This is a genomic window from Wolbachia endosymbiont of Encarsia formosa (assembly GCF_039540065.1).
Classification (GTDB): domain Bacteria; phylum Pseudomonadota; class Alphaproteobacteria; order Rickettsiales; family Anaplasmataceae; genus Wolbachia.
Map to the genome: position 1 here is coordinate 991,111 of NZ_CP154278.1, position 26,232 is coordinate 1,017,342.

Here is a 26,232-nt window from a genome sequence, read left to right on the forward strand (position 1 = left end):
CACATAGTGGAAGCGGATTAACATTGAAGCAAGTTTTAAATTTGGTTTGGAAAGCTTGTAAAGATGAAAATAAAAAAAGTGCTGATGATAATATAGATATTAATACCCGAATATCACAGAGAAAATATCAACTGGTTAAACATTTAGTAGAATCGCAAACAGAATATGGAGTACTTGTTGGCAGTGCATGTTTTACTGGTACCTTTAACAATATTGTCTCTTCCTTGTACACTTTTGAAGAATTTTTCTTCTTGCAAAGAGCGGATAAGGCTACTGTAAAACAAGAATTTGAAAATGATCTACAAAAAAAAAGGTGAAGAATTATTTAATCGGCTTTCCAATGATAAAGAAAAAAAAGAAGTTGCAGAAGCTTTAAGTAATCCTTCTACAAATTTCTTTATTAGCTTTATAGAATCATTTAAAAATCACTCTGCACGTGCAGTTTTAGGCGATAAAAGATGTGATGAACTAATAAAAGAGTATTTTGGTAATCTTCAATATAAACCAACAATATCTTACTTTATAAAGTAATCACTTCACCATCGGCAAAGTGATTCCACACTGATTCATATATTTTCCTTTCATATCATCATATGACTTCTCACACTCACTTTCGCCGCTTAAAAACACAAATTGGCATGCTCCTTCATTAGCGTAAATTTTTGCAGGAAGTGGAGTAGTGTTAGAGAATTCAAGTGTGACGTGACCTTCCCATCCAGGTTCTAAAGGGGTGACATTTACTACAATACCACATCTTGCATAAGTTGATTTGCCAACACAAATTACCAGTACATTCCTTGGTATACGAAAATATTCCACCGTGCTGGCAAGTACAAAACTATTTGGTGGGATTATACATACATCTGTTTCCTTATCTATGAAACTATTATCAGAAAAATTCTTGGGGTCTACAATAGCTGAATTAACATTAGTAAAAATCTTAAACTTATTACTAACTCTTGCATCATAGCCATAAGATGATAATCCGAAAGATACAACACCCTTACTGCTTTTATGATTCACAAAAGGCTCTATCATTCTAGAGTTTTCAGCCTTTTCCCTTATCCATTTATCTGGCATAACTGCCATAATTGTCCTTTAAAGTTTTGTAATACTTATAATAATATGTAATAGAATTTAAATGTAAACCTGAATTAGCGTTACACTCTGGAATGGCAAAGTTTCCAGTATAAACTACCTATACAAAAATAAATTGGCAATATTTCAAGCCTGCCAAGCAGCATCAAAAACGATAGAAATAGCTTTACTCCACCACTAAAGGAGGAATAATTACCTGAAGGACCTATGAGGTTACTAAATCCTGGGCCAGAATTTGTAAGCATTGCAGAAACAGAGCTGATGCTAGTTATAAAGTCTGCATTGCTCAAGTAAGACATCACTATTGATGATATAGTGAACGTTAACATGTAAATCGCAAAAAACGTAAAGACGGATTGAACTTCATCATTTTCCAGTATTTTACCATTGAGTTTTACTCTATCGCTTTCACTTGGATTTAATAAAGAGCTAAAGTAATTCCTTATAGACTTTAGAAAAATGACTAAACGGAAGATTTTGATTCCACCACTAGCAGAACCACCACATCCACCAATAAAAGCTAAAAAGAAAGCTAAGACTGAAATAAAGCTCCAATTCAAGTAGTTGCACATTACATAGCCAGTTGATGTGATAAAGGAGGTAATGGTGAATGTGCTGTACCTAAATGATAAAAATACTCCTAAGTCAAAATTTTTATATAACCAAAAACAAGCAAGCAAAGATGAGATAACAACTATCTTAATAAAGTAAGAGACCTGTTCATCATAACAAACGTCTAATCGTCTTATAATTTTTAAATAGCTCAGAAAAGGTAAAGAGCCTAAAATCATAAAGATAATTGTTATGACCTCCAATATAGGGTTATTGTAGTAGCCTATAGAATCGTTATAGTTAGCAAATCCACCAGTTGATACAGCGGACATTCCTTGACATACTGCGTCAAATAATGGCATGCCAGCTAGATAGTAGGAAAATATGCACAATAAAATTAGGCAGTAATATATTTCTGCAATATGTATTACTACGCTTCGCGTATGTGGTAACTTTCTTTTAAGAGCATCTGAGTACTCAGAATAGAGTAAATTATTTAAGCTCAAAACCTTAAATATGGGAAAAATTGCAATTCCTACTGTAATTATTCCAAATCCTCCTATACCATGCAGCATTGCTCTCCACAGTAGTATCCCTGGAGATTGTTGTTCAATTTCGCTGAGCACAGTTGCCCCTGTGGTTGTAATCCCAGATACTGCTTCAAATAGTGCATCAACGTAGCTTAGACTATCAAGATAGAATGGAATAGCTGCAAATAGAGATAATACAATCCAGGTACAGGTAGTAATCGCAAAAATTGCCGGCATTCCATGTAACTTACTTAGTTTACCCAATAAAATAAAAATTGCACTAAATGTGCAGGTAACTATAAATCCAACCAGAAAATTTTTCCATTCGTAACCTAGATAATTATTAGTAATAGCAGGAATAAGCATTGCTACGCCAAACAACAATAGAAAAATTCCCACAATAAACGCAATTGAACGTAAAACTTGCAGACTTTCCATAGACAGTACTGTGAAAGCTATATGTTATTAAAACTTCAACCGCTTTGCTAATTTTTTCTCTTGACTTGATTATAAACACGTATAATTATAGCGCTAAATTTGCCATAAGAGGTAGAGGTAAGGTATGTTATTAACTGGCAGACAAAAAGAAATTCGAGATTCATTGTATCTTGCAATTTTTAATGAGAGTCTTCAAGAGATTCAGAATATATTCAATAGTAATTCTAATAGTGATGTGCAAAAAATTTTGAGAAGCCAATTCCCGAGTGGTTGTACAATCTTTGATGTTGCTAAATACATAGGAAATGAAGAAATCATTCAGACACTTCAGCAGAAAGCTAATAAATACACTGATGCTTTATGGAATAAGCGTAAAGAAACTAAAAATTCATTACGTCTTGCAGTTGTGAATAGCAATCTTCGAGAAGTCCTAAACATACTCAAAAAAATTAATTCTGAGGAGAATGTAGATTATACCCAAAAGGTTTTAAGGAGTAAGTTCGATGATAATTATACTATCCTAGATTTTGCTATTTTAAAACAAGAAGGAGATATCATTAAGGCATTTTGGGATAAAGCTGATAAAAACACTCGTGTCTTCTTGAGTGATAGTGCAATCAAATCAGCTAATTATAGTTCAAATTTTGATGTTAAAAAATTTATTCCAGAAATTGAGAATTATAATATAAAGTGCACTGAAAAAGCTACCAAACGAACTTATGAAGAATCTCATCAGAAAAATGATATTCGTGATAGAGCTATGCAAAAAGTGGAAAATTTAGGAAGAATAGGTACCCTTCATTGCAAATTATGTGAAGCAATAGATTATTTAGATGTTAAAAAAGTTAAAGCAGTATTAGAAGATTATGATACAAATCTAGCAATGATTTTAAATAGACCTATACATTCACAGAGCAAAACTACCCTTTTACTTTATCCTCTGCAAGTTGGTCTTAATAAACGATATATAGGTGATGGTAAAGGATTGAAACAAGAAGATCTGAGAAATATAAAAGAAATTACTAAACTTCTTTGGGATAAAGCTTCTCCTGATATTCGCGATTTCTGGTTTAAATTCCATCAAGATCAACAAGAAGAAAGTACAAAAAACACAAAAGCAACCTTTGAAGCTCATTTGAAGAACGCTTCTCCTGATATTCGTTACTTGTGGCTTAAAAATCAAAGAGCTCCTGAAAATCAAGATGCATCTGTAATAAAACTTCTTAAAGGTGAGCAACAACGACATGCTAAGATAGGTAGTGAGAAGTGGCTTGAAGATTTCATTCAAGAAGTTAAAGATTACACAGAACAAAAAAGCATAGAAGAAAACCTTGAAATAGCTACAGAGAAACCTACAACAAAATCTGTTCTACAAGACGCACAACTTTCTCAAATAAATAGAACTTGTTGTATTTTGTAGTAAATAAGTTCTTAGGAAATCTAAGTATGATAACAATAAAAACAAGAAATTTAAACGTTCTATTTTTAACCTAGTATCCAGAATAAAAAAAATATCAAAGTCATCATATTATATCACGAACCTTTTCCAAGACTTTTTTTATATTTTCGCTTGAAAGTGGAATTAAGCCAAGCCTAGATAAATATCCACCTTCAGTACTAATAGAGTCTACAACTTCTCTAATGAATTCCCTTAATCCATCAACAGTATCTAAGTGTTCTTTCTTTATATAAAGATATAAAGGCCTTGCTAACATATACTCCCCCGATGATATATTTTTATAAGTTGGCTCAATTCCTGCGATTGTGCTTCCTTGAATCTCATCTTGGTTTTTCGCTAAAAAGCTGAAGCTAAATATTCCTAAAGCATTTTTATTGCTCTTCAATTTTTGTATTATTATGTTTTCATTAATTCCAACTTCTATATACCTTCCATCATCTCTGATATTACTACATGCTTTCTTTCTTTTTTCTTGGTCTTGATAATTCTCTTTGAAAATCCTTGAGTTCATGCATGAATATTGATCAAGCATAATAAAATTAATCAAAGTTTCATGTGTACCTGTATTTTGATGTGGACCATAGATTTTAATTTCTGTTTTTGGTAGAGCTTGATTTACATCAGACCAAAATTTCTTGTTATTCTTTACTAATCTATCATTGTCTTCAGAATATGAAGATAAAGTTTCAAACAGGTCATTTTTTGTAAAATCAAATCTATGGCTTTGATTTGAATTTGCAATAACAATTCCATCATAGCCGATTATGATCTCTATTACTTCATTCACTTTATTTCTTTTGCATAATTCTCTCTCTACTTCCTTCATAGGGCGAGATGAAGTGGTGATATCTGGTGTGCCTTTCCCTATTCCTGAACAAAACATTTTGAACCCTGATCCACTTCCTATCGATTCTACAACTGGAGTTTTAAAGTGAAATATACGACTGAATTCCTCAGATACAAATGAGATAAAAGGAAAAACAGTTGAAGATCCAACAATTCTGATATATTTTCTGGCATCAGCATCTGAAAGTGGCACGAGTAATACAAATGCAAAAATAAGGAAAAAGCGTTTCAGCATCGTTTTTGCTCAAGAGTGTAAAGTTAATTATCGTAATAAAAATCAAACTGAAAAGCTTTTTTTTCTAGATTTTAGAAGGTATAACGATCAAATGTGTGCGTAATGATGAGATCTGAATCACAGCATTCATACAATTACACCTGTATCAAATACTCTTATGTTTTTCAATACTGAAGAATTCTTCCATATTAACTTAATGATGTAATATATCCTTTTCTTTAATAGATAAGTCATCATAGACTTTTTTTACATTATCATCAGTAATGTTTTGTATTTCCTTTTTGGCAACATGAAAATCATCTTCTGAGATTTCCTTATTTTTCTTCATTTCCTCTATTTCTTCCATAACATCTCTGCGTATATTTCTAATTGCAACTCGTGCATTTTCAGAAAATTGATGCAATAATTTCACTAATTTTTCACGAGTTTCTTGCGTTAAGTCTGGAAGAACTATACGTATAGTATTTCCTTCAACAACAGGATTTAAATTCAGGTTAGCATTGATTATCGCATTTTTTACTTCACCGATAACAGTAGCATCCCAAACTTTAACTGATAGAGTTTTGTTATCTATAGCTGAAACGCCTGCAACTTGGTTCAGTTTTTGATGTCCACCATAGATATTTACAACTATACCATCAAGTAATGATGAGTTAGCTCTACCAGTACGTACACCTTTCATATCATCATGAAAAGACTGAATAGTTTTTAGCATTCTTTCTTTTGTTTTAGCTTTTATTTCGTTTAACATAAATTACCTAATGTTTATAATCTGATACTATAGTATAAGTACCTTGACCCTTAATAATATCGACCATTTTTTCTCTTTTTAAAGAAAAAACTATAATCGGGATAGAATTCTCACGAGCAAGTGAAATTGCTGATGCATCCATAACTTTTAAATCACGAGTTAGCAAATCTGTATAAGAAAGCCTATCATACATCACAGCATCCTCATTTTTTTTTGGATCAGCAGAATATACACCTCTTACTTGCGTACCTTTTAGAATAACATCACAATTCATTTCAACAGCACGTAGAGCTGCAGATGTATCTGTGGTAAAAAATGGGTTACCTGTACCTGCTGCAAAAATGACAACTCTACCTTTTTCTAAATGATGAATAGCCTTCCTTCTTATATAAGGCTCACATATGGTAGTCATAGGTATAGCAGATAATACCCTAGAAACTATAGAGCTTTTTTCTAAAAAATTCTGCAAAATTAAAGCATTAATGACAGTGCCAAGCATTCCAATATAATCACTGCTTGCTCTTTCACAGCCACTTAAAGATGCTGATGCACCACGAAAAATATTCCCACCACCAACAACAATACAAACTTGAACTCCGAGATTACAAACTTCAACTATGTCTTTGGATAGTTTATCTATCACTTCCATATCATGGCCAAATAGCTTTGATCCCATCAAAGCCTCCCCAGAGATTTTGAATAACACTCTGGGGTATTTTACTTCTGAAGTTTTGTTACTTATTTGCATCATCCAAAGTAAGTAACTTATAATTAGCTAATTTAACAGCACTTGATTCTATAAAATCAGCAATCTTCATTTTATCATCTTTTATAAACTTCTGCTCTAGCAGAACAACTTCTTCATAGTATTTAGCCATTCGTCCATCTACTATTTTTTTCGCTACCTCTTCAGGTTTATTTAAGCTCTTTACTTGCTCCTCAATTATAGAACGCTCATTGTTTAATTTTTCTTGATCTAAATCATCTATAGATAAAGCTTCAGGTTTCATAGCAACTACATGCATAGCTATTTGCTTTCCAATCTCTTGTTTATCACCAGATGATTGCAATGCTACTAAAGCACCAATCTTACCTAAGCCATGCACATCACCATGTACATAGCCAGCAATAATCCCATCCTCAGTCTCTAGGTAGCAAAGATTGCTTAACTCTAACTTCTCACCAAGAACCGATGTACCACTCATAATAGCTTCCTGCACTGTACCAACATCTTGATATTTGGCATTTTTTAACTCATCAAGATTAGTACAACGTTCTTGACAAGAAATTGATGCTAAATTTGAAACTAATGCTATGAACTTCTCATTTCTAGCAACAAAATCAGTTTCACAATTAACTTTAACCAATACACCATAATTTTTAGCCAAGCACATAGCAATAAGCCCATCTGAAGCTACTCTATCAGACTTTTTGTCAGCTTTAGCAAATCCTATTGTACGTAACCTATCAACGGCTTTCTTAATATCACCATCACACTCTTCTAACGCTTTCTTACAATCGCTTAAGCCAAGCCCTGTTCTATCGCGTAATTCCCTTATACTACTTGAATCCATCTTCATTTACTTACTACTACCTCCCTTTCTGTTTCATCCTTCATACGCTTCTTTTTAGTTTGTACAATACCCCCTTCTTTTTCTTGAATAAGCTCATCATCCTTAACTCTAGACCTTGTCAAACTAGACTCTATTCCAGCTAATATAGAATCAGCAGCTAATTTACAGTATAGCTCTATTGATTTTCTTGAATCATCATTTCCTGATATAGGATAGGCAATATCATCTGGGTCAGAATTGGTATCAAGTACTCCAACTACAGGAATACCTAATTTTTTAGCCTCTTTAACCGCTATATGCTCTTTGTTAGTATCAATAATGAATAAAATATCAGGAACTGCTCCCATTTCTCTAATGCCACCCAATTCTTTATCAAGCTTTTTTCTTTTCTTTTCAATATTTCCTAATTCTTTTTTTGTTAAGATACTATCTTCATCATTTAATATTTTCTCATATTGTATCAAAGTTTTTATCGAAGAAGAAACAGTGTTCCAATTAGTAAGCATACCACCAAGCCATCGATCATTTACATAATATTGACCACAACGAACCGCTTCACTTGCAACAATATCTAAAGCTTGAAATTTCGTACCAACAAATAAAATGCGACCATCTTGAGATGCAACATCGTATAAAGCTTTCATAGCCGCCTCTAACAATGGTAATGTTTTTCGTAAGTCTATTATGTGTATACGATTCTGTTGATGTACACCATATATATATGGGGCCATTTTCGCATTCCAGCGACTAGTTTTATGGCCAAAATGCACACCATATTCAGCTAAATCACGTATAGTGACTTTAGGCAAATTTGTCATATTTACTCCTCCAAATAGTTTATCCTCCATGGCATAACCCTAACGGGACTACTTGCATAAGCCATGTGTGAAATTAAGTTATTTACATAGTAATAAAAAAGACAAAAAAGCGCAAACAAAAAATATTGACAAGTAGCAACACGTTGATTAGCTTTAAGATTGCAAACGTTAAAAAGCAATGGGGGGTGTAGCTCAGTTGGTTAGAGCGCATGCCTGTCACGCATGAGGTCGTGAGTTCAAGTCTCATCACTCCCGCCATTACAGCAGAAACACCTTAAAATTACTTAAGTTTCTTATTAATTTGAATTAATTTCTTTCAGAGACTTGACATGATATTGTAATTGCTGCTTAATCTATTTAACTTTATCGTTAATAATTGGGATTAAATATGTTCATTTCTGAGGTTTTTGCGGCAGATGCGACTAACAATGTATCAGCATCTGTTGCTAGCTTTATTCCACTCATTTTAATATTTGTAGTATTTTATTTTATCATTATTCGCCCCAATCACAAAAAACTAAAAGAACATAGAAGGATGATAGATCAAATAAAACGTGGTGATACGGTTATTACTTCTAGTGGAATAATAGGTGAAGTAAACAAAGTTGACGAAGTAAATGCACAACTAATACTAGAAATAGCACCAAAAATTGAAATAAAAATCCTAAAGTCTGCTATATCTGAAATCTTAAATAAAGAAATTCAAAAGCCAGTAGCTAAATATATTGAAAAAAGCAAAGTTGAAAAGAATGGCAAGAAAAATAAACTAGAGGAAAGTAAAAAAGACAAAAATGCTTCATAATTTAAGAAGTGTGTGGAATATTAGGTATAGTAAGTAGCGGTGATTCAGTAATACCAACTTTACTAACCGCGTTGCAAAAATTGGAATACAGAGGTTATGACTCTTCAGGTATAGCAATTATAAATAATAGAGGTAAGATAGAAGTAAAAAAATCAGAAGGTAAAGTTGAAAGATTGTGTGAAGTTGTTCATGAAAGCAAGATATCTAGTAGCAAAGTTGGTATAGCACATACTCGTTGGGCTACACATGGAGCTCCAAATCTTAAAAATGCTCATCCCATTTATATAAATAATGTTGTTGTTGCTCATAATGGCATAATTGAAAATTACAATATATTAAAAAAGGATCTGGAGGAAAAGGGAGTATCTTTCCACACCGATACTGATACAGAAGTGATACCAAACATATTAACTTCATATCTTGATGAAGGGTTATCACCAGTTGATTCTATATTACAGTGTCTAAACAATTTACAAGGTTCACTTGCTTTGGCTTTATTATTTGCAGAATATCCAGATACTTTATTTATTGCAAAAAGAAATTTGCCTTTAGCAATAGGATATAACTGTAATAAAGTGTTTGCTGCTTCTGATACTAATACTTTGAATTCATTTGTAGAAAAAATATTGCATTTAGAAGATAATGATATTGCAGTAATAAAATCTAACGAATTCAGTATATATAATAATGGTATACAAGTTAAACGCAGAACAGAAAATAGCAGTCCAAGAAATTTTCTAATTAGTAAAAATGGTTACCCTAGCTTTATGCTAAAAGAAATTTTTGAGCAACCGTATGCATTAAACAAAACAATAGATCAATTTTATAAACAATATAAAGAAATCAACAAAGAATTATTTTCTGAACTAGGTTACATTACTATAGTTGGATGCGGTTCATCCTATTTTGCTGGACTAATAGCAAAGTGTTGGCTGGAAAGTATTGCTCAAATTCGGGTATATCTAGAAATCTCGTCAGAATTTAGGTATAGCAGCGTCAAGCTCGAAGAAGGTAGTATTGGCTTATTCATTTCTCAATCTGGTGAAACTGCAGATACTATGGAAGCACTACGTTATGCGAGATTGCAGAAACAAATGATCATTAGCATAATTAATACATTTAATAGCAGCATAGAAAAAGCCTCAGATATTGTATTGCATACTCTTGCTGGACCTGAGATTGGTGTTGCTTCGACAAAAACCTTTTCTACGCAGCTTGCAATTTTAGCATGCTTTGCTGTAGAGCTTGGAAAAATAAAAGGTATACTGGGTAGAGAGAGGATAAAGGAACTAAGCGGTGCTATTAATTACATTCCCGAACATGTAGAGCATGTTTTGAATGTGATGGAAATACAACATATATCAGGCAGTATATTAGAGCACAATAATATAATTATAATTGGGAGAGGAAGCTCATATGGAGTTGCAATGGAAGGTGCATTGAAGATAAAAGAGCTTTCATATATCAACACAATTGGTATTGCAGCGGGAGAAATGAAGCACGGTTCTATCGCCTTGATAGACTCTACTGTACTTGTTATCGCAATTATTCCTTACGATAATTTATTCTTTAAAACTCTATCCAATATACAAGAGATTATTGCAAGAAAAGGTAAAGTAATTGCCTTTAGCGATAAGCAAGGAGCACCGCTCTTAAAGGGAATTTGCATAGATGTGGTACAACTTCCAGAAGTTGACAATTTTGTTTCTCCAATTATCTACAGTGTTGCTATGCAATTTCTTGCTTATTCTATTGCAGAAAAAAAAGGGTTAGATGTAGATTGTCCGAGAAATTTAGCTAAATCTGTCACAGTTGAGTAACTTATTTAAAGTGAGTTGCTAATTAACAGCTCTAATTGTCAGTTATAAATTACTGAATTTTACTAATAAATTCAGTAGCCCTCTGCGAAAGAATATGTAACTAATGTAAGGATGAGAGAGGCTAAAATCCACGCCTCAAATTAACAAGATTTGCCATTATGGTTACCAGACACAACTTAACCTAGCAAGCAAGAATTAACTAACAGAAAAATTAAAAACTAATATCAGTCTCTTATGTAGAGCTACTAATATTTTTCTAAAAAGCAATATGTTTTCTATTCAGGAAAGTCTACATCGCCATAACAATATTTACTAGAATGAGGTCTTGTCTCACTGTAAAAACGCAACCAATGATCAACGTCTATCTGAAGATCTTCTAATGAATTGTAGATTGTTTTACAAAAAAAGAGGAGTTAATGAGAGTTCAGTAACTTGATGTAGAGTTGTACTGCCTTTTCATATTTGAAGCAAGTTGTTATTCCATCTCAAACCATAGCATAAAGTAAATATGGCAATTTATACTAAAATTTTCTGTTTATGAGTTATATTATGTAAAGATACTATTTGACCTTGAGCTTTAAAGATATTATGTAATAGCATTATTTAATATGCGATGTTTATTATGGTTAAAGTAAGTGCTGGTGAAAATTCAAAAAAGCTTAAAGATGGTAAAAATCAGCCTATGTTACCAAAAAAGTTCAAAGGCAGTCAGTCTATGTCACCAAAACGGAGTCAGAATTCTGGTGAAAAGATATGGAGTGCATTTCACGCATTAATGAACGTAATATCGGAGCTAGAAGAAACAAAGGTTACAGTGGAACTAAAAAAAGACACTGAAATATCAGAAGAACAATTGAATAAAATAATAGCATTAAAAAATCAAGTAGAAGAAGAAACAGAGCAAATAATGATGCCATGTTTCAAGAAAATAATAGTAGGATTGAAAGGAACAAAAATAGAGAAATTGTCTACGGAGCTAAAAAAGCTGGCAGAAGTACAAGGTGAAAAAATACAAGAGTTATGTAAGAGACTAAAATCAGGTACTGGAACAGAAGAAGATCAAAACAAACTCAAGAGAGCAGTAAAAGGATTAGCAAAAGAGTGTTCCAAAGAGCTCACAAACTACGTATCTGATTCAAATTCGATAATGTTGTACACTGCTGTTATTGGTGTTGGTCTTGCTGTTGGGCTGGTAGCAAGTACTATACTTGAACATACAACTAGACTAAGTATATTAGCAATAATTGGCATAGCTACAGCATCTGCACTCGTAGCTGGTGGTGCTACATATGCAGCACTAAGACCTAATACTAAAATAGATGAATCAAAAGAAGTCCAAATAAAGAGTTCTCATCACTCACTTTCCTAATCACACTTTAATTCAAACTTTATCAGTTTTATTCAAGTTGCTTCTAAAAGGAGAATATCAATGGTGTTCTCCTTACTGATTTGGTTAAAATGCAGAAAACGCCTATGTCAAAATTTACACAGATGTTAAGTGCTGCCACTAATTCCCAGTTAGTACAATTTGTGTATCTTATTGACATATTTAATTTATTCTGTTACAATTTTTAGTAATTAGATTGGGGTAAAACAATGAAGAGTTTTAAATGGCTACTTAATCAAGTAAGACTTTCATGGATTAGCTTAATATCAAAAGTAAAGAGCTTTTTTCAAACTAACGATACACATCATCAAACAACCGCTAGCAATGGAAATGACCATACAAAAAAAATAAGTATAGAGAATAAAATAGAAACGAAAGGTAATGAGATTGATTTAGAGGATGAACAGGATGTGTTTGAGGATGCTCTAACAGGAGAAGAGCTAGATGAAGAAGAATTTTTTTATACTGTTGAAAGTTTTAATGAACAGGAAGTTAATGCTAATAGAGAAAAAAAGGAATATGAAAAAAATAAGTACTATAGTCTACAAGATGGTCTACAAGAAAAAAATGAATTTGATCACACAACGCACACTCTTACACTTGCTTTTGAAATTGAAAAGCCATTTCCAGACTCTGACCTTAGTAAATTTAAATTGTGCGAGCTTAAGCAAAATCGTGGTAAATACACATTTACTCTAGAGGATGACCAGAAAAATCGTATAGAGCTACACTCTGAATACCTTAATATGTATTTTCCTAAGTATTTTGAGAAACACAGAAAAAAAGGAGCATACATTGAACTTTTTTCTCAAGAAGAAAATGGAATTAGCAATGATATTATCATCCCATTAGAAGTTCCAAAAGAGGTAGAGATACTTACTGAAAAATTCGGCCTGATGAACTTCATAAAAGCAAATATACAATCTCAAATACCAGATTTTCCGGGAGATATAAATCTAAAAGATTGTAAAGATCATGTAAACTTCTATCTTAATTCAAATAATACTATATCTCTTTTTCTAACGTCAGCACCGATAAAATTTTCAGCTAAATTATCAGGTACTCCAACAGAAACAAACTGGCCAATAAAAGATATTCTATTCAGAGGTAGTTTTATTAATCAGCATATTGATAAGCAAACTAGAGTTGAAAAAGTGATTGAGCCTTATATTGATAAGCATTCTATAGTTGAAGAAGCTTTTGAAGTAGTTAACGTAGAATGTGCATCAGAGCTGAAGATTTCTCAACCTAGCATATAGCCTTATATTCTTTCATCAGCATGATATAATTTTGTGCAGATTGTGTAATATGTTTAATTTCCTCATCTGACATTTTTTTGAAGAATTGTGCTGGCCTGCCAGCCCATATTTCTCTACTTTTTATCACTTTCCCATGCGTTACCAGTGAGCCAGCAGCTACCATAGCTCCGGACTCCACAATCGCATTATCCATTATGGTAGAGCCCATACCAATAAATGCTTTATCATGCACTGTGCATGCATGTAACATGCAAAAATGTCCAACCGTCACCATACTACCAATAATCGTGTCGCCGCCTGGATTTCTATCTACATGAATTACGGTGCCATCTTGAATATTAGTTTCATCACCTATTTTGATTGATCCAACATCTCCTCTGATCACACAATTAAACCAGATACTCGCATTCCTTCCTATTTCAACGTTACCTATGATACGCACACCATCTGCGATAAAAGAACTTTCATCCATTTTTGGTTCATAATTTTTGTATTTTAAAATGTGATAGCTCATAATTTAAATAAGGTTTAATACATACTTGGATTCCAGTAGTCAAGTTACTCGGGTAAAGATATTCTTGACTTATGATCCTTATGCTCCTAAAATCTTTATTTTTAGCTCTATTCATAATGTCAGTAACAGTACTTAGTGTACTTCAAATAATATTAGTTGTTGTATTGGTAATTTTAGTGCTCCTGCAGCCACCTGGAAGTAGTTCATTAAGTGGCTTTAGTAATTCACAACAGGGAATGAATTCAATAATTCCGGTAAAGTATTATGAAAATCCACTCAGTAGAATAACTTCTATAGTTGCTGGACTGTTCATTATAAATACACTGTTACTATCAGGATTATGTTCAAAAGATGTACATAAAAAATCAATTGCAGAGAAGATTATATCAGAAAAGAAGCAAGAAGGCCAATCAACTTCTGTTCCATTTGAAAATTAATGAAAGAAACCAAGTTTATCTTTGTTACAGGTGGGGTTGTTTCATCACTTGGTAAGGGTTTAGTTGCTTCAAGTGTGGGAGCACTTCTTCAAGCTCATGGATCCAAGGTTCGCATCAGAAAGCTTGACCCATATCTCAACATTGATCCTGGAACAATGAGCCCAGCTCAGCACGGGGAAGTATTTGTTACTGAGGATGGTGCTGAAACTGATTTAGATCTTGGACATTACGAGCGTTTTACTAAAATTAAAGCAACCAAGGACGACAATATAACAACTGGTAAAGTATATAATAAATTATTAAAGAAGGAAAGGTGTGGTGATTATCTGGGTAAAACTGTACAAGTTATTCCTCATATAACAGATTTAATCAAATCTTTCATTTTTAATGGTACAGAAGATTTAGATTTTGTAATATGCGAAATAGGCGGAACCGTAGGTGATATTGAAAGCCAACCGTTTTTGGAAGCTATACGTCAAGTTAATTATAAACTAGGAAAGCAAAGAGTTATCCTTATTCACTTAACTTTAATACCATATCTCACTGCAGCACAAGAATTAAAGACAAAACCGACACAGCATTCAGTTCGAGAGTTAAACTCTTCGGGATTACAACCAGATATTATATTATGTCGCAGTGAAAAAGAAATTTCCGATAACCAAAAAGAAAAGATAGCCAATCTTTGCAATGTTTCTTTATCTAACGTAATACCTGCTCCTGATGTAAACCATATATATGAGTTACCGTCCTTATATAATCAATGTGGGCTCGGGACACAAATTTTGGATCACTTTCACTTAAGTAAGCCAAAACCAAGCTTACCTGAATGGGACCAAATAGTACACTCTATGAGACATCCAACACAAGAAGTTATCGTTTCCATAGTAGGAAAATATACTGAATTTCCTGACGCATATAAATCACTGATTGAAGCATTAAACCATGGTGCAATTAGTAATAAAGCTAGAGTGAAGATAAATTGGGTCAACTCAAGAGAAGAGAATGGAAAATCTATAGATGCAAAGTTTATAAGAGAAAAATTACAAAATTCTCATGCAATCCTTGTACCAGGGGGATTTGGTGATAATGGAGTAGAAGGTAAGATATTAGCAATAAACTACGCCCGTATAAATAACATTCCATTTTTGGGAATATGTCTTGGTATGCAGCTTGCAGTGATTGAATTTGCTCGTAACGTTATTAAGCTTGAAGATGTACACTCTGAAGAATTTTATACTTGCAAACACCCAATCATCAATCTCGCTGATGGTAAGAACGTTGATCTTGGTGGAACCATGAGACTTGGAACATACAAGTGTAATATAAGTCCAAATTCAAAAATGGCAAATGTGTATAGTAGTGTCACTATTTCAGAAAGACACAGACACAGATATATAGTTAATTTAGATTATAAAGATGATATAGAAAAGAATGGACTGATATGCAGTAGTATATCGGAAGATAAAACATGCATAGAGGCAGTAGAGTTAGAAAATCATCCATGGTTTATTGGTGTGCAATTTCATCCAGAATTTCAATCAAGACCATTTTCTCCTCACCCTCTCTTTACATCATTTATCAAGGCAGCTATTAATAATAGAACTTAATATAGGTTACAAGAGGTAAAATGCTTCCAGGATTTTTTTTAAGCGATGAGAATAAAATTAACTCTGGAACTACAATAATAAAAAAGGACTGAATAGATATAGAGAGAATACTAGATAAATTAGAAGAGGAACAAGCCATAGAAGATATGATTGATATAGAGGAAATAGGTAAAGTAAAAGAAGTAAATAAATTTCAGTCAAAAAAAGAAGTAGAGAAATACTTAAAACAAGAAACATATGACTGGTATTTAAAGCAACTGAGCAAAATTCACAGTGAGAATAATTACGCTAATTTGAAAGGAGTTGCTAAGCTAAAAACAAGAAGTAAAATTTACAACTTGCGAGAGATAAGAAAATTTAAAAAAGAAATCATTGTAAATAAGTAACGAATGTTCAAGTACCAATACATGGAACTTGCCATAGAGCAAGCAAAACTTGCTCAGAAAGATGGCGAAGTGCCAATAGGTGCTGTAATAGTTAATGGAAACAATATCATCTCCTCTGCACACAATATATCTAATGATCCAACTGCACATGCAGAAATGTTAACAATTAGACAAGCATTTTCAACTTCCACGCTTTATGAAGCTGAAATGTACGTAACGTTAGAGCCGTGCCCGATGTGCGCTCAAGCTATCTCTTTTGCAAAAATTAAACGTCTGTACTTCGGGGCTTACAATCCCAAAGGTGGAGGAGTTGAAAACGGCACTAGAATATTTCAATTCTGTAACCACATACCTGAAGTTTATGGTGGAATATTAGAAACAAAATGTTCTCTTTTATTAAAAGATTTCTTTGAGAATTTGAGAACTTAGTTTAAGATCTGTGAGATTGTTTCAATATTTTTTGAGTAAAATCTGTATTATAACTCTTTCGTATATTTGACCAAATTGCTCATGCAACGTACATAAGGGATGTTATTACGATAACTCCGTTGGAGAAAAATTTACTCAAAAGGGAGCTTCTTATTAACATTTCTCAACGTTCTGTTCAACAAACTAGAACTTCCATATTTGAATACGTAGAAATTAGATTTCTTGCATTACTGTAATTCAAAGAGTTCCAGCGCGTAACGCTGGAATCTAGATTTTCTTGCTAAATCCCAGACTGGCTGGTTATGATAAAAAATCTATTTTTTATCATAAATAACTTAAATATTATATTATAAACTCTGCTAAATTTATTCTCACAACAAAAACTTCTTCTCTACTTTTTTTTTGAGTAAGGTCACCAACTCTATTTTTCTACAAAAGTGTTCTCTGAACTACAAAATCCAGAGAACATTCTCTCTTATATCAACTCATTATCAATGGGAAAAGAACTAACCTCATTATCATAAGAGTAAGGAGTTGTTCTTTGCACATTATCAAAGACAGTTTTTAATAGTACTTCCTTATCACTATCCCATGCAACTTTCTCCATAATTGAAGTATAATCTTTACACTTTTGATCATTTCCATAGTCCTTGATTTTACCATTAAGCTTTAGATAAGGCTTTAATGAATTATAGTCTACTTGAGTATTATTGCCCTCTTTATCTATCATATTCCCTGCGTGATTAACAATTATCAATGGTGCAACTTGTTTCGCTTTCACAATACTTACTCCATTGGAGTCTTTGATGAGATCAGGACATGATTCTCTAGAAAAAAAATTCTTGTTTAATTCTTTATTAGCATAATCATTGCCATATTGGCAGAAACTCTTAACCTTCTCCTCCTGACAAGCTAACTCTAGTGGACTATCAATACATTTAAAACATTTCGTATTACCAAAGTGGGCTGCTGAACTCATAGTATCAGTAAAAGCAAATTAAAATTTACTGCACTATAAATACCCTCTGATCCCTTTTCTATATATGGTACAATTTTAGAATTACTATACATCTCAGGATAGAGTTCTTTTAATAAATCAGATGTATTAAAACCTTGAGAACCTATCTTATTATTCGATTTATACAAATGAGCATGAGGCCCACAAATTTCTGGCAGGCTACGCTCTGGTGTTATTTCTCGAGATGTAATTTCTCCACTTTCATTCCCTCCTTCATTGGTAACATGTTTGCCTCCATCATTTTCATTCCCTCCTTCATTGGTAATATGTTTGCCTCTATCATTTTCATCCCCTCCCCTAATACTAGGTTTATCTGTACCGATTCCTTTCTCATTTTTACATTCCTCAGCTGCTTTTTTATACCACTCAGTCTCTGCTTTTGCCATGTCAATTTTACACTTTAAAAGCTCTTCTTTTACTCCTTAAATCTTACTCTGCATCACTTCTTTTTTCTCCTGTTCAATTTTGCACCTCAAAACTTCCTCTTTTGCTAGTTTAGCTTCTAATTTTGCTTGTTCAGCTTCTGCTTTAGTATCATCACGCTTTTCCTGATTAATTGCCTTTCCACCGTTTTCTTTCATCTTCTCAGTATCTTTTTTACACTGTATTAACTCATCTTTTACTGCCTCAGCTTCATTCTTAGTTTGTTCTACCTTCTCTCTTTCTTCTTGAACTTGTAATTTTAACTTATTAACTTCTGCTTCTAATTGTGTAATTTCTTTTTGTGATTCCACAGCATCTTTTTTACACTGCATTAACTTATCTTTTGCCTTCTTAGTTTCATCTCTACAGTCACGAAGTAAATCTTCTTCTTATTTCTTATCCTCTTCTCCCGCAACCTGATCTCCTAGATTTTCGACTTGCTCACCCTCTTCACCATAAAAAAGTTTGTTGTTATATAAATTACTATTATTAACTTGATCGCTATAGATATTGTTTGACATTGTGACCTCCTATACAGTCAAAACTGGAATTAAATTAGAGTATAAAAGATGAGAATTCAACATGGGTAAAAGAAACCACAGCTCAGGAAATCTAAGGTTAACTCAGAAATTATTATAAGCCAAAATGATTAAAAATTTTACAACTTATATTTTAGATCTAGCATGATAACCAACAATTATTCAATTTCCACCTTACTCACCAGCTTGACACAGTCCATCTTTATTCATTAGAGAGCCGTGATTCCTTCTCCAATGATTAATCACTTGTCAGTTTTGAGTGTAGTAGTTGATAGCCTGTACGTAAATACGTTGCTTTTGTTCTTTAGAAATTTTTAGTCTACTATCTTTATCCAGAAAAAAATTGTAAAATTTCTATAGTTATGGTATAATTATAAATACCGCTTGCCAATAAGCTGAGTATAAAAATGCCGTTCGGACAAATCATTATATATAGTACGGAACTACTTGCTGTAACTGCAGTATTTCTCTTTTTGAGAAAAATATACAAAAATCATATTAGAAAAATTATATTTCCTCTAAAAGTTCTCAAAGAAGAGTGGAAAGAAAATAGAAGATTTAATGAATTGTATCAAAAAAATAAGCAAAAAGAGTTAATGAAACAACAGGAAATGATAAGGGAGAAACAAAAGAATATGCAAGTTTACAAAGAAGATCTAGAAATAGTTGATATAGCAAAACCGTTAGGTAAATGGACAAAGATGGTTATGATGGGTAATAGTTTAATGAAACATTTTGCACAATTGATACACATAGAAGGTGATAAGAAAGGATTTTGGGAGCTATTTATAAAAGCTCAGTCTTCAACTAAGGGTAAACATAAAGGAAAAGGCAGATGAAGTATCCGTTGTATAACCTGGTTTCTGGCATTAAACTTCTTAAGTGTTATAGCCAGTCAAGTATAAGGGTATCATCCCAATGCGTGACACTGGGATGGCTTTGTTGCATCGCTGAGATAAAAAGAACTGGCAGTTACTGACGAAATTCACTATAAAACAGGCATTTAACCTACGAAAGAAAAATATGCCAACTAAAATGAAGGTCAGTAACTGCCATGAATATAACAGATTTCTGCAAGAAAGAGGAAATATTTTTCATTTTATTAATGAGGCAATAGAAAATTGGTACGAAAATAGCCCCAAAATGCGAGGTGGAAATTATATTTATAGTAATAAAGTTGTGATTTTAGTGCATATAGTCGCTAGTCTCTTTAGAATTGGCTTAAGACAAACGGTAGGGTTTATAAAAGGATATTTGCAGCAAGTAGGAAAAGGCTCTTAGCAGTCATTAGCTATTCGCAGGCTTCAAGAAGGTTTAAAAAGCTCAATATTAAGATCAATGATTGCAGAGTTAATAAAAACAATATGGAAGATATTGAAATTGCCATAGACAGTACAAGTATCAGTATTTATAATAATACCCCTGGTCACAGTAAGTGTATTAAACAAGATTTGATCTGACAGGCATGAATTAACTGACAGAAGAATCGACGAAGTCAAAACCGATATCAGAATCTATTTTAATGTTATCAATATTTTTTTGGTAAGCAATATGCATACTATCAAAAAAGGTCTGCATAGGCATAGCAATATTTACCGGAATGAGGTCTAGCTCTATTGTAAGAATGCAACCAATCTAACTGAAGTTCTTCCAAAGTACTATAAATCTTTTTCCTAAAAATAATATTATAACATTCATCTTGCATAGTTCTATGAAGCCTTTCACATATACCATTAGTCTGTGGAGAGTAAGCTTTGGTTCTAGAATGATCAATATTTTCTACTCCCAAATATAACTGGTACGCATGATTTCCTGGCTTGACACAATACTCTGTACCCCTATCAGTTAAAATGCGTAGCAATGGAACTTTCTGTTCATCAAAAATGGTATATTGAGAAGATCTGCAGCTGTGATAGCAGTTTTCTCCGTATAAAGCTTAGCGAAAGCCACTCTAGAGTAGGTGTCAATAAAAGTTTGTTGATACAAATACCTTTGATATTACCTACATAATAGGTATCTTGACTACCTAAGTATCCAGGGTGTTGTGTCTCAATTTCGCCATTGGCCTCTTTATTGTTCCTTAGTTTTTTCTAAAGCAGCAACTTGCTCCTCTGTCAAAATTATACCGTCTTGGACCACCTTTGCTTCCAGCGCCTTCAACCTCTTTTTAAAATTTTCGAGTTTGCCATATTGACCTTATCCCACTAGCAGATATTAGAATTCCTTTTTTCTTTAATTCATTAGCTGCTCTTTCTTGTCCATATGCTGGAAACTCTAATAAATACTGCTTCTTCTGTATCCTTTGTTACTCTATTGGCAAGTAATGGTTTGCTTTTGTTTATCTCATATAATGCTTTTTCCCCTCCTGTTTCATACAGCTCTTTGAAGCGGTAAAATGTATCCCTTCATTACTTTACACGCCTGTGATACATTTCCTAATTGCTTTGCAAGTTCTAGAAACCCCAACTTTGGTTTTAGTATTTTTTCTTGTGTTTTACTCATATCTGACACTCCTTTAAAATTTATTTATATTTTTATCTTACTTTGTTAATCTGTCAGATCAAGTCTAAACTATTACACAATAATCCCAGCTTTAATGATCTTCTTTTCTATGGTTTATAGATGCAACAGAACTGTATTTTCTCCTAGCTTTCTAAACTAAAAATAACAACGCAGTCTAAAGTTGTATTATATAGGTGTTTTAAGTATTATATACTTCTCTAAAATATTCGTTCCTTCATGCTATTTTCTCTTGAGTACTGTATTTTATTTGCCCAATAATTACCGCTATTCTGAGAATCTTCCTTGACAATTTTTTCAGCATTTTCGGAAAATTGACATAGCTTCTTATGCTTTTCAAAATACCCCTGCTTAATAGCGTCATAAACTGAGTATCCACCAAGTAAACAATCTTCTCCTATTTCTTTCTTATTCTTTAATTGATCAAAGTTCTTTCTGTCCTCTTCACTTATCTCCACTCTTATCTTGTTGCTATTTTTGTCGCTAGGACTTAATTGAATATTGACTTCTCCTACTTCAGTGGTAAAAGTCATCTTGATACTGCTTTCTAAGATGTCTGTATAGTTCCTTTTTCCCTCTACACTCTTGACTGTTACTATACTTTTTCCAATCTGTAACACATAAAATTTTAATTATGGATTACTTGTAATTTTTGCAGGTTCAACAGCACTATCGTGTGAATACTCTATAAAACAATATTTATTATCTCTGCATATTCTTAATACAGATTTGATCTGGTTGCTTTTGTTTATAACACTTCCATATGCTAAAATTTTTAGCTCATCTTTAACTTCTTGACATTGTATATAAATATGATCATCAAATTGGAAATTTTCATTATTCATAAATGCTTCAGTTGCATACTGCATTTCATCATGATAAAAGAGATCTCGTCTTACCTTTCCACCTTTTAATAACAAACTCTCAACAATTTTTTGTATTGTATCTAAATTGTTAATTGATAATCCATCTGCATCGCTATAGCTATACCCCCCTTAGATGTTGTGGTACTGGATCTTACACGCACAATATTATCAAGAATACCTGTTATTTCTTCAAATATAAGATTTGTCACAGTCTCGCCACAGTTACTATAACATAAGTTTAGCCTTATCCCTTTTTCTAAGTATTTATCTGTTATATATTGAATGAGGTTTAAAGCACTCTCTGTTTGCCTATATTTCTCTTTAACGTTTTTTACTTTCTCATAAAACTCATCCATCAGCTTTCTATCATCATTACTTTCAATTAACAACATGTCTAAATTTGCTAAAATTGAATTATGCGCAGTTCTTTCATCGCCATTTGCTGAAATTGGATCATGTACAGTTTTTTCATCATCAAAGAAATCATCATCTTCTTCATCGTCAGAAAAATCATCATTTTCGATAAGAGAGTCATCATCCGAAGATGTCAGATCCATTAAACCCCAATCACCTACATCATCATTTCCATCTGGAAGATATGAAGAGCTCCATGAATCTTCATTATTTGGCTCTTGAGAAAAAGAGCCCTGAAATTTACCTGTAAACATTACATTCTTTATTAAAACATTTTCACAACAGTGTAACTCTTTAGATGATGGACTTATTTTTGTATCACAAACTTATTTAGGATTAAAGATACCTTTGACTTTCCACCATTACAAAAAGAAATTATATATTATATAAAATAAAAAACCTAATGCAAGTATAATTTTACTCATTTTAGTGTTTTTTTATATTTTCTCTTCTTGAAAAGATACTGACCTTCCAGAAAAAGTGGAGAAAAAGTTGGAACGTTTTTAGTAAAAAATGTTTTTACAAAGGGGTGTAATATGACAAATGGAAGAGAGTATACAGCAGAATTCAAAGAAGAAGCTGTAAAACTTTTCAGAGAAACATTTTAAAACATTCATCTCATTTAGCATCAAGTAAAATTTACTTATTTACTTTTCCTAAAATCGCAAAAAGGTACGTATCCTTGCGAGAACGGCTTAAATAAAAGCAGCATTGTGCAAATAAAAGTGTAAAATTTGTAACAAAGCTAAGCCGATCAGTTCATATCTAAATTTGACTAAAGTAGTCTATTATGGCTAGTTATAAGGTATAACAAAGTGATTATAAATAAAAGTTCATATGGATCACGTGGCAGGCCAATGCATTCCAAAACGAAAAGTTCTCGTGCGACCTGAAAGTCGTGAAATCGTGATGGTTCAATCCCATCCGCCATACCATCTGGCTGAAATCGTTATCCACATTTTGTGAAATTGGCAACTTCACATGGTGCAAGCATGGATAAAAAGGGAGTAATACTAAACCTTATGGTAAATCCTTCCAAGAAGAGTTAGATATGGTTACGAAAGAAACCCATGTCTGAATTGACATAACCCATAATATGCGAAATAAGGTTGAAACGCATAAACCAAAAGGTATGGAGAAATATAGGATGATCAAAATTTTTATGTTTGATCAAGATGTTTCCTGTCTCCTGGCAAAAAGTAGGAACCTAAGTCTAATGTGAAACGATTTCATGGAACGGAGTAACCACATGGAAGCTCTTATTATCCCTTGTTTAAAAAGGATAACTAAGAAGGTGGCCCACTAAATGCTTCTACGTGGAGGGATTGTTTAAGAAGCTAATGCCTAAAGTAATATTTGGGATATGCAGACGTAAACACTGTAGTTTGGAAGGTAAAGTTGTGAATAGTAGTAAGTATGTTATGAACCAACAAAATGTTAGGTATGAATGGAATTTGGCGCAAGCTAGAGAAATCTTCATTTAAGCTACAAAAACGAATTTACCGAGCTTCACAATGTAATGATATCAAAAAGATGCATAATCTTCAGAGGTTATTACTAAAGTCAACAAGTGTAAGAATGCTCGCAGTTAGGAGGATAACTCAGGACAACAGAGGGAAAAAGACAGCAGGTATTGATGGAAAGTCCAATCTTAATAAAAAAGAAAGATTGCTGTTAGCAAACTCTTTGGATATAAGAGAAAAGGCAAAGCCATCAAGACGGGTGTGGATTCCAAAATCTGGTAGGTCATCGGAGCATCGCCCGTTGGGTATTCCTACTATATCTCTTGTAGAGCAAGACAAACACTTGTAAAAATGGCACTAGAACCAGAGTGGGAAGCAAAACTTGAGCCAAACACATATGGTTTTAGACCTGGAAGATCGTGTCATGATGCAATAGCAGCTATATTTATCGCACTTGGTCAGAAAACAGCATTTATACTGGATGCTGATATTTCCGGATGTTTTGATAACATCGATCATAACGCACTGTTAGAAAAACTCAATACCACACCAACTCTAAAGAGAATTATAAAAGGATGGTTGAAAGCAGGCATTATCGAAGATAGAAAGTTTAGTCCCACCAAACGTGGCACAATTCAAGGTGGAATAATTTCTCCATTACTTGCATGTGTAGCACTATATGGACTAGAACAGAATATCAAAGAAGAGCTTAAGGAAGAACTTTTCCAATATGCGAAAAAGAAATATGGTAGGGCGTCTCGCAAGCAGGAGCAAAATTCAGTTAGTGTAATTACGTACGCCGATGATTTTGTGGTTTTACACGAGAGCGAGGAACTTGTGATGAAGGCAAAGGTTCTAATTGAAAAATGGCTAAAACCCGTTGGATTAGAATTAAAGTCATCAAAGACAAGAATTGTACATACACTGAAATCCCTAAATGGGGAAAAGCCAGGATTTGATTTTCTTGGCTTTTCAATAAGGCATTATCAAACACGTCAAAATAAGAGAGGTTACAAGTAAACCAAGTCGTAAATCTATAAGTCAACACTTGTTATCTATTACACAAAGTGCAAGATGTTATAACCACTTCCATCTTTAGAGTAATATCAGCCTTGTTCTGTATAAGATAATTAGCTATATCTGAGTGATAGTTTTTTAAAGCATAATATAAAGGAATTGCACCCTCTTTGTTCTTTTGATTTATATCAATTGTTTTACTATCTCTTCTACCTCTACTTTTTCTTTTTCTACTTTCCTCTTTTCTTTCTATGCTACATCCCTTGCTTGTACTACTCTCGTTACTATGCTCAGCTTTAATCTATCAATCTCTTAGTCTTTGCATTCTGGTACATTCTCTCTTTCTTTCTTCTCGCCTTCAATAAAACTTCTGCTTAGCTTCTCAAACTTATCTACAAGCTTTGATAATCTTTCAAAGTCAGGCTCTTTTATTTCTCTCTTCAACTCTCTATACTATTTACATAGGTTCTTAAATTTTGTTGTATAACCTTCATTTAAAACCAGAAAAGTATATTGGCACTCTAAAAACTTCTGCACTTCCTTATTTTGTTTTATTCTTTTTCTTGATATGTCTTGATCATCTGCTTCATCGTATAGTAGATTAAGAGCTTTTGTTTTTGCTTCTGCTTCTTCTGCTCTTCTTTCTGATATTTCATTCTTACTTCTTAACTGCTCAATTTCTTTTCTAGTTTCTACTGATTTTTTCTTTAGATTCTTAGTCGTTAATAAGTTCTCTTTCATAAATAGCATGTCCTCTTCACTCAACTCTACCTCCTTTAACATTTTTTTCTTATTTGCTTCTCGTAAAATCTCTACCATTTTATACCTTTTTTACTCCTGTTAACCTGCGAAATTTTTCATCATCTAACTCTTCTGCTATTTTCACCTTTTCCCTCACTCAAAACCCACCATTTTACTCTCTTTTTAACTTTATTCTAGTTTCGAAAGAGGTTCATTGACGCAAGAGTCTGGAATCCTTCATTTCATTAAATTTAGCATAAGCTCAGTTTGCTTGTAAATTTTTCTGGAT

At 33.0% G+C, this 26,232-nt stretch carries 32 protein-coding genes, 1 tRNA gene and 2 pseudogenes; 16 read left to right on the plus strand and 19 right to left on the minus strand.

All coding sequences use genetic code 11. The features are described from left to right. Window positions 1-23: 23 nt before the first annotated feature. On the plus strand, window positions 24-317 hold the full coding sequence (locus tag AAE962_RS05345; protein WP_343288871.1) for a hypothetical protein: 294 nt from the start codon (window positions 24-26) through the stop codon (window positions 315-317). Beyond that, window positions 295-531, plus strand: coding sequence for a hypothetical protein (locus AAE962_RS05350; protein WP_343288872.1), 237 nt, complete (start codon window positions 295-297; stop codon window positions 529-531). The genes AAE962_RS05345 and AAE962_RS05350 overlap by 23 nt, the downstream gene beginning before the upstream one ends. On the opposite strand, the gene dcd is transcribed toward AAE962_RS05350, so the two are convergent. Both dcd and AAE962_RS05360 read right to left on the minus strand, forming a co-directional pair. Beyond that, a complete protein-coding gene (gene dcd / locus AAE962_RS05355; RefSeq protein WP_343288873.1) occupies window positions 532-1,089 on the minus strand; it encodes a dCTP deaminase in 558 nt (185 codons plus the stop codon). A gap of 71 nt (window positions 1,090-1,160) precedes the next feature. After that, complete coding sequence (locus AAE962_RS05360) at window positions 1,161-2,618, minus strand: TrkH family potassium uptake protein (RefSeq protein ID WP_343288874.1); 1,458 nt, start codon at window positions 2,616-2,618, stop codon at window positions 1,161-1,163. Between the two features lie 124 nt (window positions 2,619-2,742). On the opposite strand from AAE962_RS05360, the gene AAE962_RS05365 reads away from it, so the two are divergent. Then, window positions 2,743-4,038 carry a hypothetical protein gene (locus AAE962_RS05365; protein WP_343288875.1) on the plus strand — a complete coding sequence of 432 codons (1,296 nt, stop codon included), beginning with the start codon at window positions 2,743-2,745 and terminating at the stop codon, window positions 4,036-4,038. A 103-nt stretch (window positions 4,039-4,141) separates the two neighbouring features. Here the strand turns inward: AAE962_RS05365 and AAE962_RS05370 are convergent, their stop codons facing one another. The 5 genes from AAE962_RS05370 to rpsB all read right to left on the minus strand — a co-directional run bounded on the left by AAE962_RS05370 (window position 4,142) and on the right by rpsB (window position 8,301). After that, on the minus strand, window positions 4,142-5,158 hold the full coding sequence (locus AAE962_RS05370) for a substrate-binding domain-containing protein (RefSeq protein ID WP_343288876.1): 1,017 nt from the start codon (window positions 5,156-5,158) through the stop codon (window positions 4,142-4,144). 193 nt (window positions 5,159-5,351) lie between these two features. Beyond that, window positions 5,352-5,909 carry a ribosome recycling factor gene (gene frr / locus AAE962_RS05375; protein ID WP_343288877.1) on the minus strand — a complete coding sequence of 186 codons (558 nt, stop codon included), beginning with the start codon at window positions 5,907-5,909 and terminating at the stop codon, window positions 5,352-5,354. 7 nt (window positions 5,910-5,916) lie between these two features. Next, entirely contained in the window at window positions 5,917-6,660 is a 744-nt protein-coding gene (gene pyrH, locus AAE962_RS05380; RefSeq protein WP_343288878.1) for a UMP kinase, read from the minus strand. After that, on the minus strand, window positions 6,644-7,489 hold the full coding sequence (gene tsf / locus AAE962_RS05385) for a translation elongation factor Ts (protein ID WP_343288879.1): 846 nt from the start codon (window positions 7,487-7,489) through the stop codon (window positions 6,644-6,646). The genes pyrH and tsf overlap by 17 nt, the downstream gene beginning before the upstream one ends. Then, window positions 7,486-8,301, minus strand: a complete 816-nt coding sequence (rpsB, locus tag AAE962_RS05390; RefSeq protein ID WP_343289589.1) for a 30S ribosomal protein S2 — start codon at window positions 8,299-8,301, stop codon at window positions 7,486-7,488. The genes tsf and rpsB overlap by 4 nt, the downstream gene beginning before the upstream one ends. Window positions 8,302-8,482: 181 nt before the next feature. Here rpsB and AAE962_RS05395 point away from each other — a divergent pair. From AAE962_RS05395 to glmS, 3 genes are all read left to right on the plus strand, one after another. Next, window positions 8,483-8,559 (plus strand) — tRNA-Asp (locus tag AAE962_RS05395). Window positions 8,560-8,689: 130 nt separating this feature from the next. Beyond that, a complete protein-coding gene (gene yajC / locus AAE962_RS05400) occupies window positions 8,690-9,103 on the plus strand; it encodes a preprotein translocase subunit YajC (RefSeq protein ID WP_343288880.1) in 414 nt (137 codons plus the stop codon). A gap of 8 nt (window positions 9,104-9,111) precedes the next feature. Next, window positions 9,112-10,923 (plus strand): glutamine--fructose-6-phosphate transaminase (isomerizing), encoded by a 1,812-nt coding sequence (gene glmS, locus AAE962_RS05405; protein WP_343288881.1) that lies wholly within the window; start codon window positions 9,112-9,114, stop codon window positions 10,921-10,923. 256 nt (window positions 10,924-11,179) lie between these two features. Here the strand turns inward: glmS and AAE962_RS05410 are convergent. After that, window positions 11,180-11,333: pseudogene (locus AAE962_RS05410) on the minus strand (IS481 family transposase); the annotation flags it as partial. A 212-nt stretch (window positions 11,334-11,545) separates the two neighbouring features. On the opposite strand from AAE962_RS05410, the gene AAE962_RS05415 reads away from it, so the two are divergent. Beyond that, entirely contained in the window at window positions 11,546-12,292 is a 747-nt protein-coding gene (locus tag AAE962_RS05415) for a hypothetical protein (RefSeq protein ID WP_343288882.1), read from the plus strand. 227 nt (window positions 12,293-12,519) lie between these two features. Continuing rightward, entirely contained in the window at window positions 12,520-13,569 is a 1,050-nt protein-coding gene (locus AAE962_RS05420) for a hypothetical protein (RefSeq protein WP_343288883.1), read from the plus strand. Here the strand turns inward: AAE962_RS05420 and AAE962_RS05425 are convergent. Further along, complete coding sequence (locus AAE962_RS05425; RefSeq protein ID WP_343288884.1) at window positions 13,559-14,083, minus strand: gamma carbonic anhydrase family protein; 525 nt, start codon at window positions 14,081-14,083, stop codon at window positions 13,559-13,561. The genes AAE962_RS05420 and AAE962_RS05425 overlap by 11 nt on opposite strands. Window positions 14,084-14,199: 116 nt before the next feature. Here AAE962_RS05425 and secG point away from each other — a divergent pair, with 116 nt between their 5' ends. The 4 genes from secG (at window position 14,200) to AAE962_RS05445 (ending at window position 16,942) form a co-directional block, all read left to right on the plus strand. Further along, entirely contained in the window at window positions 14,200-14,520 is a 321-nt protein-coding gene (secG, locus tag AAE962_RS05430; protein ID WP_343288885.1) for a preprotein translocase subunit SecG, read from the plus strand. Beyond that, window positions 14,520-16,127 carry a CTP synthase gene (locus AAE962_RS05435; protein ID WP_343288886.1) on the plus strand — a complete coding sequence of 536 codons (1,608 nt, stop codon included), beginning with the start codon at window positions 14,520-14,522 and terminating at the stop codon, window positions 16,125-16,127. The genes secG and AAE962_RS05435 overlap by 1 nt, the downstream gene beginning before the upstream one ends. Before the next feature lie 146 nt (window positions 16,128-16,273). After that, window positions 16,274-16,513: a hypothetical protein gene (locus AAE962_RS05440; protein ID WP_343288887.1), complete on the plus strand. Its 240-nt coding sequence runs from the start codon at window positions 16,274-16,276 to the stop codon at window positions 16,511-16,513. 21 nt (window positions 16,514-16,534) lie between these two features. Beyond that, window positions 16,535-16,942, plus strand: a complete 408-nt coding sequence (locus AAE962_RS05445) for a nucleoside deaminase (RefSeq protein ID WP_343289590.1) — start codon at window positions 16,535-16,537, stop codon at window positions 16,940-16,942. Between the two features lie 475 nt (window positions 16,943-17,417). Here AAE962_RS05445 and AAE962_RS05450 read toward each other — a convergent pair whose 3' ends face one another. Genes AAE962_RS05450 through AAE962_RS05465 form a run of 4 tightly spaced genes read right to left on the minus strand, consistent with a single transcriptional unit; the run spans window position 17,418 to window position 18,904 of the window. Next, window positions 17,418-17,921 (minus strand): hypothetical protein, encoded by a 504-nt coding sequence (locus AAE962_RS05450; RefSeq protein ID WP_343288888.1) that lies wholly within the window; start codon window positions 17,919-17,921, stop codon window positions 17,418-17,420. Continuing rightward, window positions 17,918-18,346 carry a hypothetical protein gene (locus AAE962_RS05455; protein ID WP_343288889.1) on the minus strand — a complete coding sequence of 143 codons (429 nt, stop codon included), beginning with the start codon at window positions 18,344-18,346 and terminating at the stop codon, window positions 17,918-17,920. The genes AAE962_RS05450 and AAE962_RS05455 overlap by 4 nt, the downstream gene beginning before the upstream one ends. A 36-nt stretch (window positions 18,347-18,382) precedes the next feature. Beyond that, the gene (locus AAE962_RS05460; protein WP_343288890.1) at window positions 18,383-18,715 is read right to left on the minus strand and encodes a hypothetical protein; all 333 of its coding nucleotides are present in this window, start codon (window positions 18,713-18,715) and stop codon (window positions 18,383-18,385) included. 57 nt (window positions 18,716-18,772) lie between these two features. After that, complete coding sequence (locus AAE962_RS05465; protein WP_343288891.1) at window positions 18,773-18,904, minus strand: hypothetical protein; 132 nt, start codon at window positions 18,902-18,904, stop codon at window positions 18,773-18,775. Window positions 18,905-19,329: 425 nt separating this feature from the next. On the opposite strand from AAE962_RS05465, the gene AAE962_RS05470 reads away from it, so the two are divergent. Both AAE962_RS05470 and AAE962_RS05475 read left to right on the plus strand, forming a co-directional pair. Next, on the plus strand, window positions 19,330-19,761 hold the full coding sequence (locus tag AAE962_RS05470; RefSeq protein ID WP_343288892.1) for a hypothetical protein: 432 nt from the start codon (window positions 19,330-19,332) through the stop codon (window positions 19,759-19,761). A gap of 184 nt (window positions 19,762-19,945) precedes the next feature. Beyond that, window positions 19,946-20,203, plus strand: a complete 258-nt coding sequence (locus AAE962_RS05475) for a transposase (RefSeq protein ID WP_343288893.1) — start codon at window positions 19,946-19,948, stop codon at window positions 20,201-20,203. Window positions 20,204-20,392: 189 nt separating this feature from the next. Here AAE962_RS05475 and AAE962_RS05480 read toward each other — a convergent pair. The 4 genes and pseudogenes from AAE962_RS05480 to AAE962_RS05495 form a co-directional block, all read right to left on the minus strand. Further along, window positions 20,393-21,424, minus strand: a pseudogene (locus tag AAE962_RS05480) (integrase core domain-containing protein). A 218-nt stretch (window positions 21,425-21,642) separates the two neighbouring features. After that, window positions 21,643-22,062, minus strand: coding sequence for a hypothetical protein (locus AAE962_RS05485; RefSeq protein ID WP_343288894.1), 420 nt, complete (start codon window positions 22,060-22,062; stop codon window positions 21,643-21,645). 12 nt (window positions 22,063-22,074) lie between these two features. Further along, on the minus strand, window positions 22,075-22,362 hold the full coding sequence (locus AAE962_RS05490) for a hypothetical protein (RefSeq protein ID WP_343288895.1): 288 nt from the start codon (window positions 22,360-22,362) through the stop codon (window positions 22,075-22,077). A gap of 26 nt (window positions 22,363-22,388) precedes the next feature. Then, the gene (locus tag AAE962_RS05495; protein ID WP_343288896.1) at window positions 22,389-22,976 is read right to left on the minus strand and encodes a hypothetical protein; all 588 of its coding nucleotides are present in this window, start codon (window positions 22,974-22,976) and stop codon (window positions 22,389-22,391) included. 1,189 nt (window positions 22,977-24,165) lie between these two features. On the opposite strand from AAE962_RS05495, the gene AAE962_RS05500 reads away from it, so the two are divergent. Both AAE962_RS05500 and AAE962_RS05505 read left to right on the plus strand, forming a co-directional pair. Beyond that, the gene (locus AAE962_RS05500) at window positions 24,166-24,534 is read left to right on the plus strand and encodes a reverse transcriptase N-terminal domain-containing protein (RefSeq protein WP_343288897.1); all 369 of its coding nucleotides are present in this window, start codon (window positions 24,166-24,168) and stop codon (window positions 24,532-24,534) included. Between the two features lie 2 nt (window positions 24,535-24,536). Further along, window positions 24,537-25,205, plus strand: coding sequence for a reverse transcriptase/maturase family protein (locus AAE962_RS05505; RefSeq protein ID WP_343288898.1), 669 nt, complete (start codon window positions 24,537-24,539; stop codon window positions 25,203-25,205). Between the two features lie 309 nt (window positions 25,206-25,514). Here AAE962_RS05505 and AAE962_RS05510 read toward each other — a convergent pair whose 3' ends face one another. Then, complete coding sequence (locus tag AAE962_RS05510) at window positions 25,515-25,646, minus strand: hypothetical protein (protein WP_343288899.1); 132 nt, start codon at window positions 25,644-25,646, stop codon at window positions 25,515-25,517. A 9-nt stretch (window positions 25,647-25,655) separates the two neighbouring features. Continuing rightward, complete coding sequence (locus tag AAE962_RS05515) at window positions 25,656-26,021, minus strand: hypothetical protein (RefSeq protein WP_343288900.1); 366 nt, start codon at window positions 26,019-26,021, stop codon at window positions 25,656-25,658. Window positions 26,022-26,232: the final 211 nt, after the last annotated feature.

Bases quoted from the DNA above. Each gene is read 5' to 3' on its own strand.
- AAE962_RS05350 (WP_343288872.1), top strand. From the start codon at position 295: ATGATCTACAAAAAAAAAGGTGAAGAATTATTTAATCGGCTTTCCAAT.
- dcd (WP_343288873.1), bottom strand. From the start codon at position 1,089: ATGGCAGTTATGCCAGATAAATGGATAAGGGAAAAGGCTGAAAACTCT.
- AAE962_RS05360 (WP_343288874.1), bottom strand. From the start codon at position 2,618: ATGGAAAGTCTGCAAGTTTTACGTTCAATTGCGTTTATTGTGGGAATT.
- AAE962_RS05365 (WP_343288875.1), top strand. From the start codon at position 2,743: ATGTTATTAACTGGCAGACAAAAAGAAATTCGAGATTCATTGTATCTT.
- AAE962_RS05370 (WP_343288876.1), bottom strand. From the start codon at position 5,158: ATGCTGAAACGCTTTTTCCTTATTTTTGCATTTGTATTACTCGTGCCA.
- frr (WP_343288877.1), bottom strand. From the start codon at position 5,909: ATGTTAAACGAAATAAAAGCTAAAACAAAAGAAAGAATGCTAAAAACT.
- pyrH (WP_343288878.1), bottom strand. From the start codon at position 6,660: ATGATGCAAATAAGTAACAAAACTTCAGAAGTAAAATACCCCAGAGTG.
- tsf (WP_343288879.1), bottom strand. From the start codon at position 7,489: ATGAAGATGGATTCAAGTAGTATAAGGGAATTACGCGATAGAACAGGG.
- rpsB (WP_343289589.1), bottom strand. From the start codon at position 8,301: ATGACAAATTTGCCTAAAGTCACTATACGTGATTTAGCTGAATATGGT.
- yajC (WP_343288880.1), top strand. From the start codon at position 8,690: ATGTTCATTTCTGAGGTTTTTGCGGCAGATGCGACTAACAATGTATCA.
- AAE962_RS05415 (WP_343288882.1), top strand. From the start codon at position 11,546: ATGGTTAAAGTAAGTGCTGGTGAAAATTCAAAAAAGCTTAAAGATGGT.
- AAE962_RS05420 (WP_343288883.1), top strand. From the start codon at position 12,520: ATGAAGAGTTTTAAATGGCTACTTAATCAAGTAAGACTTTCATGGATT.
- AAE962_RS05425 (WP_343288884.1), bottom strand. From the start codon at position 14,083: ATGAGCTATCACATTTTAAAATACAAAAATTATGAACCAAAAATGGAT.
- secG (WP_343288885.1), top strand. From the start codon at position 14,200: ATGTCAGTAACAGTACTTAGTGTACTTCAAATAATATTAGTTGTTGTA.
- AAE962_RS05435 (WP_343288886.1), top strand. From the start codon at position 14,520: ATGAAAGAAACCAAGTTTATCTTTGTTACAGGTGGGGTTGTTTCATCA.
- AAE962_RS05440 (WP_343288887.1), top strand. From the start codon at position 16,274: ATGATTGATATAGAGGAAATAGGTAAAGTAAAAGAAGTAAATAAATTT.
- AAE962_RS05445 (WP_343289590.1), top strand. From the start codon at position 16,535: ATGGAACTTGCCATAGAGCAAGCAAAACTTGCTCAGAAAGATGGCGAA.
- AAE962_RS05450 (WP_343288888.1), bottom strand. From the start codon at position 17,921: ATGAGTTCAGCAGCCCACTTTGGTAATACGAAATGTTTTAAATGTATT.
- AAE962_RS05455 (WP_343288889.1), bottom strand. From the start codon at position 18,346: ATGGCAAAAGCAGAGACTGAGTGGTATAAAAAAGCAGCTGAGGAATGT.
- AAE962_RS05460 (WP_343288890.1), bottom strand. From the start codon at position 18,715: ATGCAGTGTAAAAAAGATGCTGTGGAATCACAAAAAGAAATTACACAA.
- AAE962_RS05465 (WP_343288891.1), bottom strand. From the start codon at position 18,904: ATGTCAAACAATATCTATAGCGATCAAGTTAATAATAGTAATTTATAT.
- AAE962_RS05470 (WP_343288892.1), top strand. From the start codon at position 19,330: ATGCCGTTCGGACAAATCATTATATATAGTACGGAACTACTTGCTGTA.
- AAE962_RS05475 (WP_343288893.1), top strand. From the start codon at position 19,946: ATGCCAACTAAAATGAAGGTCAGTAACTGCCATGAATATAACAGATTT.
- AAE962_RS05495 (WP_343288896.1), bottom strand. From the start codon at position 22,976: ATGTTTACAGGTAAATTTCAGGGCTCTTTTTCTCAAGAGCCAAATAAT.
- AAE962_RS05500 (WP_343288897.1), top strand. From the start codon at position 24,166: ATGAATGGAATTTGGCGCAAGCTAGAGAAATCTTCATTTAAGCTACAA.
- AAE962_RS05505 (WP_343288898.1), top strand. From the start codon at position 24,537: ATGGCACTAGAACCAGAGTGGGAAGCAAAACTTGAGCCAAACACATAT.
- AAE962_RS05515 (WP_343288900.1), bottom strand. From the start codon at position 26,021: ATGGTAGAGATTTTACGAGAAGCAAATAAGAAAAAAATGTTAAAGGAG.